This window comes from Verminephrobacter aporrectodeae subsp. tuberculatae At4 (genome assembly GCF_000193225.1).
In the GTDB taxonomy this organism is placed as follows: Bacteria; Pseudomonadota; Gammaproteobacteria; order Burkholderiales; family Burkholderiaceae_C; genus Acidovorax; species Acidovorax aporrectodeae.
This window is the reverse complement of record NZ_AFAL01000817.1, coordinates 1-667: the sequence shown is the minus strand read 5'-3', so window position 1 is coordinate 667 and position 667 is coordinate 1. Positions and strand designations below refer to the sequence as shown.

The 667-nt window shown below is 65.7% G+C and carries 1 protein-coding gene; it reads left to right on the top strand.

The window, feature by feature from the left end:
- A partial coding sequence (locus VTU_RS34095; RefSeq protein ID WP_010108849.1) for an Ig-like domain-containing protein occupies positions 1-667 on the top strand: 667 nt, incomplete at both ends.

Below are 667 nucleotides of genomic sequence, written 5' to 3'. Positions count from 1 at the left end.
CCCCACGCTGGCGGCGACCGACCCGATCACGATCGGCGACGACAAACTGCACCTGGGCGAAAGCACCACCGTCACCATCCGCTTCTCCGAAGACATTGACGCCAACAGCTTCAGCATCGACGACCTGAGCGTCGGCGCAGGCGCGCAGCTGACCAACCTGCGCAGCACCGGCGGCGGCACCACCACCTGGGAGGTCACGCTGACGGCCCCGGGGGGCATTGGGCACATCGCGGACCTCACCCCCGTCAGCAGTTCGACGGGCAACAAGATTCGCGTGAACCTGGCCCAAATCACCGACCTTGCGGGCAACGCAGGGGTGGGCACAGCAGTCTCCACGGTCAGCTACGACATCGACGCCGTCCCCCCCGCCGTGAGCATCACGCTGGCCGACGACAGCCTGACGAGTGGCGAAACCACGGTGGTCAGCTTCAGCTTCACGGAGGCAGTCCGCGGCTTTGATGCAAGCAAGATAGACCTCTCGAACGCGAACGGCACACTGGGACCTCTGACGGCCAGCGCAGAAGGAAAAACCTGGACCGCGACCTTCACGCCCACGGAGAACGTGAACGACGTGCGCAGCAACACCATCGGCGTGAACATGAGCGGCGTGCGGGATCTGGCGGGCAATGCTGCGACGACGAGCCCGGTCACCAGCGCCCACTACACC